The sequence below is a fragment of the Embleya sp. NPDC025285 genome, from assembly GCF_055558835.1.
This window is the reverse complement of the sequence record NZ_JBVHLU010000074.1, coordinates 37,530-44,741: the sequence shown is the minus strand read 5'-3', so window position 1 is coordinate 44,741 and position 7,212 is coordinate 37,530. Positions and strand designations below refer to the sequence as shown.

General features: G+C 73.6%; 2 protein-coding genes. Both read left to right on the top strand.

The annotated features are described in order from the left end of the window. On the top strand, positions 1 to 2,854 hold a 2,854-nt coding region (locus tag ACZ4FV_RS36300; protein WP_465324703.1), incomplete at its 5' end, for an SDR family NAD(P)-dependent oxidoreductase. A gap of 5 nt (positions 2,855 to 2,859) precedes the next feature. Next, positions 2,860 to 7,050, top strand: a complete 4,191-nt coding sequence (locus ACZ4FV_RS36295; RefSeq protein WP_465324701.1) for a hotdog fold thioesterase — start codon at positions 2,860 to 2,862, stop codon at positions 7,048 to 7,050. Positions 7,051 to 7,212 lie beyond the last annotated feature (162 nt).

Genomic DNA, 7,212 nt, shown 5'->3' with positions numbered 1-7,212 from the left:
CCGGTTGCGGGACCACTTCCCGGACGAGGCGAACGTCGACCCGGCGGACCTGGCCCGGCTGCGTACGATCGCCGCCATCGCCGACAAGATCACCTCGCTCCGGGCACCGAACGGCGCGACCCCGCAGACCCGGGCGCTCGCCTCCGTCCCGGCCCCGGCCCTGGCCCCGCTTCCGGAATCGGCCTCGGCTCCGGCCCAGGAGAGCGGCGCGGACGTGGCGCTGGCGATCGTGGCGGAACTGACGGGTTATCCGGTGGAGATGCTCACGCCGGACATGGACCTCGAGGTCGACCTGGGTGTCGACTCGATCAAGCGGGTGCAGATCCTGACCCGGTTGCGGGACCACTTCCCGGACGAGGCGAACGTCGACCCGGCGGACCTGGCCCGGCTGCGTACGATCGCCGCCATCGCCGACAAGATCACCTCCCTCCGGGCGCCCGACGTCGCGACCCCGCAGACCCCGGCCCCGGTCGCGCCCGCCGCGCCGGCCGCCCGCGCGCAGGAGCAGATCCCCGCACAGGCCAAGCACGCCGCGCCCCAGCTCACGGTCCTGCGCACCGGCACCACCCTGGTACCCACCGAGGCCGCGAACGGCGGCCCCCTCAAGGGCCTGCGCGAACAACCGCTGTTGATCACCGACGACGGCACCGGCGTCGCCGAATGCCTGGCGGAGACGCTGCGCCGCGAGGGCATCAAGGTCTCCGTCACCGACCGGGTGACCGAGGACTCCACCGCCGTGATCGTCCTCGCCGGCCTGCGCGAGATCGACCCGGAGCAGGACCCGGACGCACCCACCCGCGAGGTCTTCACGACCCTGCACACCATCGCCGAGGCCATGGAGCGCCGAGGCGGCGTCCTGGTCGTCGTCCAGGACACCGGCGGCGCGTTCGGCACCTCCGGCATCCGCGGTCGCGAGGGCTGCGCCGGCATCGCCGCGCTGGCCCGGACCGCCGCGAACGAATGGGCGCACGCCTCGATCAAGACGATCGACATCGAGCGGGCCGCCCGCGCGCCCCAGGACCTCGCCCAGGCCATCGCCACCGAGCTCCTGCACGGCGACGACACCACCGACGTCGCGCTGACCGCCGACGGCTCGCGCGCGCTGCTCCGCGGCACCACCGAGACCCTCGGCACACCGCGCCCGCTCGACCTCGGACCGGACCCGGTGATCGTGGTCACCGGCGGAGCCCGCGGCATCACCGCGTCCTGCCTGATCGCCCTGGCCGGCGCCCACCGGCCCAAGTTCCTGCTCCTGGGACGGACCCGCCCCGTCGACGAGGACGACGAACTGCGCGGCGCCGCGGACGAGACCGCCATCCGCAAGGTGCTGAGCAACCGTCGCGACGAGAACACCGGCGCCACCCCGACCCTGGCCGAACTCGCCGTCGCCTCCGGCCGGGTGCTCGCCTCCCGCGAGATCCGCACCACCCTGGACCTGCTGGCCGTCGCCGGAGCGGAGACCCGCTACGTCACCGCCGACGCGACCGACCGCGAGCGGGTCTTCGAGGCACTGGCCGAGGTACGCCGGGACTGGGGCCCGATCACGGGCATCATCCACGCCGCCGGTGTCATCGCCGACAGCAACATCTCGGACAAGACCCAGGCCCAGTTCACCTCCGTCTACGACACCAAGGTGCGCGGATTCCGCACCCTCCTGGAGCTGACCGACAACGACCCGGTGCGCCTGGTGTGCGCCTTCTCCTCGGTCAGCGCGCGACTGGGTACCGCCGGGCAGAGCGACTACGCGGCGGCCAACCAGGCCATGGAGCAGATCACCGCGACCGAGGCGGCCCACCGCCCGGAGTGCACCGTGCGAGCCGTGGCCTGGGGCCCCTGGGCCGCCGGCATGGTTTCCCCCGCGCACGCCGAGCACTTCCGTCGGCTCGGCGTCCCGCTCCTGGAAGAGAGCGCGGGCGTCCAGGCGTTCATGACCGAACTCGAGCAGTCCGGTCCGGCCTGCGTCTCGATCGCCGCCGGCGCGGCCGGTCCCGCCGTCGAGACCGACCACGGCGGCGTCACCGAGATCCTGGTCGGCGCCGACACCCACCCCTACCTGGTCGACCACAGCATCGCGGGACGCCCCGTGGTGCCGGTGGCCCTGGTGCTGGAATGGTTCGCCCGCGCCGCGCGTATGGCCCTGCCCGACCAGGATTCCGTACTGGTCCGTGACCTGCGCGTGCTGCGCGCCGTCGCACTGGACAAGTTCGGTGTGGAGGAGACCCGGCTGCGGGTGCACGCGCGCCCCGACGCCACCCAGCCGGACGCCCCGCTGCGCCTGGAACTCAAGAGTGCCGACGGCGCCCTGCACTACGCGGCCCTCGCGGGTCCGGGCGAGGTCGCGACGTTGACCGCCCCGGCCGCGGAGCCCGTCGACGAGAGCTTCGAGGTACACCCGGGCAGCGCCGTCTACGACGGGGCCATGCTCTTCCACGGACCGCTCTTCCACGCCATCACCACGATCAACGGGCTGAGTTCCGCCGGGGCGACCTGCGATCTCGTCGGGCTGCGGCAGCTCGGCTGGGCGCACGACGCCTGGCAGACCGACCCGCTCGTCCTGGACGGCGCGCTCCAGGCGGCCTGCCTGTGGGTGTTGTCCTCGGCCAGCGTGCAGTCCCTGCCGATGGGCGTTCGTGAGGTACGCGTGTTGTCGACGGGCGCCGTGGACACCCCGGTCAAGTGCACCGTCCACAGCGTCATGCAGGGCACCGACAACGCGATCTGCGACATCTGGCTCACCACCGAGCACGAGGGCGCGGAGCGGGTCCTGGGCGTGCTCGCCGGCGTGGAGATGGTCTACCGCCCGGACCTGTCCAGCCCGCAGCGAACCGCGGCGTTGATCTCGACGGACGCGTGAGGGGCATGAACTTTCCCGCCATCGCCATCGTGGGACGCGGCTGCGTTCTGCCCGGAGCCAACGATCCCGCCGAACTGTGGGACACCGTGGTCTCCGGCGCGGTACGACTGACCCCGTTCTCCATCGGGCGCTCGAAGGCCGGACCCGACTGGAGCGGGGCCGACCCCGCGAGCACCGTGTTCGGCCATGTCACCGGGTTCGAGGAACGCTTCGACCCGAACGGCCTGGCCATCGACGCCGAACAGGTCATGGGCCTGGATCCGACCGTCCGCTGGGTCATGCACGCGACCCGGCAGGCACTCGCCGAGGTCGGCCGACTCGGCCTGCAGCCACGCGCCGGCCTGGTCCTGGGCAACATCTCGTGCCCGACCACGTCGATGACCGCCTACGCCGAGGACGTCTGGCTGCGCTCGCAGCCGGCCGAGGTCCGGGCCGGGTGGCCCCGGCACGACCGGCACGCGCCGATCCCGGCGAGCCGATTCTGCTTCGGGCTTCCGGCGCAACTGGTGGCCCGGGCGTTCGAGCTGCGCGCGGGCGCGGTGGTCCTGGAAGCGGCCTGCGCGTCGGTGCTGTACGCGATCGAACTCGCCTGCCGGAAGCTCTCCTTCCGGCAGGCGGACCTGATGGTCGCCGGGGCGCTCAACGGCGGCGCGCCCGAGATCATCAGCCACGGCATGGGTCGGCTGGGGGCACTGAGCCCCAGCGGACGCTCCCGGCCCTTCCACCGGGACGCCGACGGTCTGGTCCCCGCGGAGGGGACCGCCATGGTCGCCCTCATGCGGTTGGAGGACGCCCTGGCCGCGGACGTGCCCGTCCTGGGCGTGATCCGCGGCATCGGGGCGACCAACGACGGCGGCCGGGGCGGCATGCTCGTCCCGGACGGCGGCCGGCAACAACGCGCGATGAGCCTGGCCTACCAGGCCGCGGGCATCGATCCCAAGACGGTGTCCCTGCTGGAGTGCCACGCCACCGGCACCGCGGTCGGCGACACCGTGGAGGCGGGCTGCGCGGCCCGGATCTTCGCCGAACGTACGGACCTGCCGGTCGGTTCGGTCAAGGGCAACCTCGGCCATCCACTCACCGCCGCGTCGGGCGCCGCGCTGCTCAAGGTGCTGGGCGCGATGGAACACGGCACGCTGCCGCCCACCGTCGGTGCCGACGAGGCCATCGACGCCATGCGCGGCACACCGTTGCGCCCGTTGGCCCGGCCGGAGGAGTGGCGGGGTCTTCGGCGCGCCGCGGTGAGCGGATTCGGCTTCGGCGGTGTCAACGCCCACCTGGTCGTGGACGCCTGGAACACCGCCGACCGGGCGTCGGTCTCCTTCCCCGGCGTGGCCGTGCCCGGCCCCGCCGCGCGCCGCCGGCACCAAGTGGCGGTCGTCGGCCTCGGCGCCCGCGTCGGTGACGGCGACACCACGGGCGACTTCGTCGACGCCCTGCTGGCGGGCGAGCCCAGGCTGCGACCGCCGCGTACGGTCGAACTGCGCGTGGACGGCCTGCGCATGCCGCCCAACGACATGCTCCAGACCTCCGGCGAACACCTGTTGGTGCTGGAGGCCGCCCGTGACGCCGCCCGCGCGCTGGAACTGCCCGAGGAGCGCACCATGGTGCTCGTCGGCGTGGGCGCGGCGACCGTGCACGCCGAGTTCTCGGTCTGGCACAACCGCACCACCCTGGAGGCCCGCCGGTCGGCGGCGGCCGAGGCGTCCTCCGAGGACCGCGTCGCCGACCCGTTGAACTGCCCGCCGTGGTCGCTCGGGGGCCTGGGCAACATCGCCGCCAACCGGATCAGCGCGCAGCTTCGGCTGACCGACCACAGCGTCGCGGTCTGCGCCGAGGAGGCATCCGGGATCCGGGCGCTCGACATGGCGGTCGACGCGATCGGCAGTGGGGCGAGCGACGCGGCACTCGTGGGCGCGGTCGACCTCGCCTCCACGGTGGTCCACCGCGCGGTCGTCCGTGACCTCGGACTCCCCGGAGCCGAGGGAAACGCGGCCGTGGTGCTGGCCCTGAAGCGACTCGACCACGCGCGCCGGGACGGCGACCCCGTCCTCGCCGTGATCGAACCGCAGGACCGGGACCGGGACTCGGCCGAGGGAGCGGCGGCGTCGGACGCCGTCGATCTGGTGGTCGGCGACCTCGAATCGGCGCCCGCGCAGTCGGACCGATCGGGCCGGTCGGACCGGTTGGATCCGTCCGGCCTGTTCGGTCGCCCGCACTGCGCCGCCGGCCTCCTGAGTGTGGCCTGTGCGACCGTGGCCCTGTACCACCGCAGCGTGCCCACCCTGGGTGGCGTGGCAGTGCCACGGCCGGAGTTGACCCGGGCGAAGGTGAGCGTCGCCGCGCTCGGGGCGCCGCCGGCCGAACTGGTCCTGAACGCGGGGGACACGGCGCCGGCCGAGACCGGTTTCGCGACACTGGGCCGGAGGGCCGAAGGGGAGACGCCCGCCCGGCGTCTGTCCAGCATCGCGTTCTTCGACCTCAGGACCGTGCTCCGGCTCCAGGAGGCGCGCCCGGCGCGCGAGCTCGTGGCGCTTCCGGCGGCCCGCGCGGTGCCGGCGGTCGAGATCGGTGCCGGTGCACAGGCGCCGGCCCGGACTTCGGCCGCGGTCCCGGTCCCGGTCCCGGCTACGGCAATGGCCGCGGCCCCGCCGCCTCCGCCGACGCCGAGCCACGTGTCGGTCGAGGAAAGCCTGGTACCGGCCGCGCTCAGCGCCCACCAGCGGCTCGTGGGCAGATCCCATCTGCAGTTCCTGAACGCTCGGCACGAGAACCACCTGCTGTTCCTGGAGATGCAGCAGCGGGCGGCCCGAGCGCTGCTCGAGGTCGCTAGCGCGTTCCGGGATCCGCATCCGTCGGAGGCGGTGGTACCCGTACCGCATGTGCCGCAGGCGGGCGCACCCGTACCGCATCCGGTGGGATCGGCGGAGCCGGTGCCTCCGGTCGCCGCGATCGCCCCGGTGCGGCCGGCCGAACCGGCCGCCGAAGTCGCCGCGATCGCCGAGGCCGCCGCGCCGATGCCGACGCCGCAACGCGGCCCGGCCGAGCGCGAGTTCGTGGTCAGCCCCGACGACGATCCGTGGGTGCTGGACCACTGCCCCACCTGGACGTTGCCGGTGCTGCCGATGATGTGCACGGTGGACCACCTCTTCCAGGCGGCGAGCACGCACACCGGTCTCCAGGCGACCGGCCTGCGGGAACTGCGCCTCCAGCGCTGGATCCCGGTGGTGAGCCCCACCCGTCTGGCCACCAGGGTCGAGCCGATCGCGGGTCGGGACCGGGACGTACACGTCAGCCTGCTGATGTGGCGGCCGGCCCGGAACGAGGCGCTGTCCCGGTTCGAACTCGTGGCCGAGGCGACGATCACCTTCGACCGGCCCGAAACGCCGGCTCCGCTGCCGCCGCTCACCGATGCCCAGCGCGCGGAACTGCCGTATCTGACCAATCGGCTGCCGCACGGCCCGGCGTTCCAGTACCTCACCGAGGTCGGCTACGGCAGCGGTGGCGCGGTGGGCATCCTGGACGCGCGACGCGGTTCCGTCCCCGGGACGTTCACGCATCCCGGGCTGCTCGACGCGGCGACGCACATCATCGCCGATCGGGTGTTCTGGTTGCCCTATCCCCAGGTCGGGCCGAACGTGGTGCCCTATCCACACGGCCTGGTCCGGATGGACCTGTTCGCCCCGTTCCCCACGGAGGGGCAACTGCGCGTGGAGGCCCGTCCGGCCGGAGCCGAGGGCGATCTGCTCTTCGTCGACTTCCAGGTGTTGGCGGGGGATCGGCTGTGCGCCGCGTTCCGCAACGTCAGCATGGTCTCGCCGCCGAGTGTGCTGGAACTGCAATCCGGCGCGGATCGGCGGGCCTTCCTCCTGGAGCGCCGCTACGCCCCGGCGATGAGCATGTCCCAGGTCGTCGGGGGCGCCAGCCGGCTGGACCGGGCGGTACTGGAGCAGGCCGACTGGCCGACCGGCGGGCTGGCCTACGTCTACGGCCTGCCGGCCGGGGCCCCGGCCCGACTGCACGCGGAGGAGGTCGCGATGCGTGAGCACGTGGCCCGCGCGCACGGCGAACACCCGGCCCGGGTGGTCGTCGACGTACCGAACCAGGTGGCGTGGATGGCCGACCAACCGGACCGGAAGCACCGACTCCTGGTGCACTCGGACAACGAGACGGTCACGGTCGAGAACCGGCCGTAGCCCGCGCCCGCGCGCGGTCGAGGCCCACCGGTGGGCGGGATTCCTTCGGGGTCCCGCCCACCGGCGTGTGCTCGACGTGCGAGTCCCGACGGCAGTCGACTCGGGTCCGAGGCCCCGGCCGCGCTCCGCGCGATGAACCGCGGCCAGGCCCTGTCCGGCGAA

Bases quoted from the DNA above. Each gene is read 5' to 3' on its own strand.
- ACZ4FV_RS36295 (WP_465324701.1), top strand. From the start codon at position 2,860: ATGAACTTTCCCGCCATCGCCATCGTGGGACGCGGCTGCGTTCTGCCC.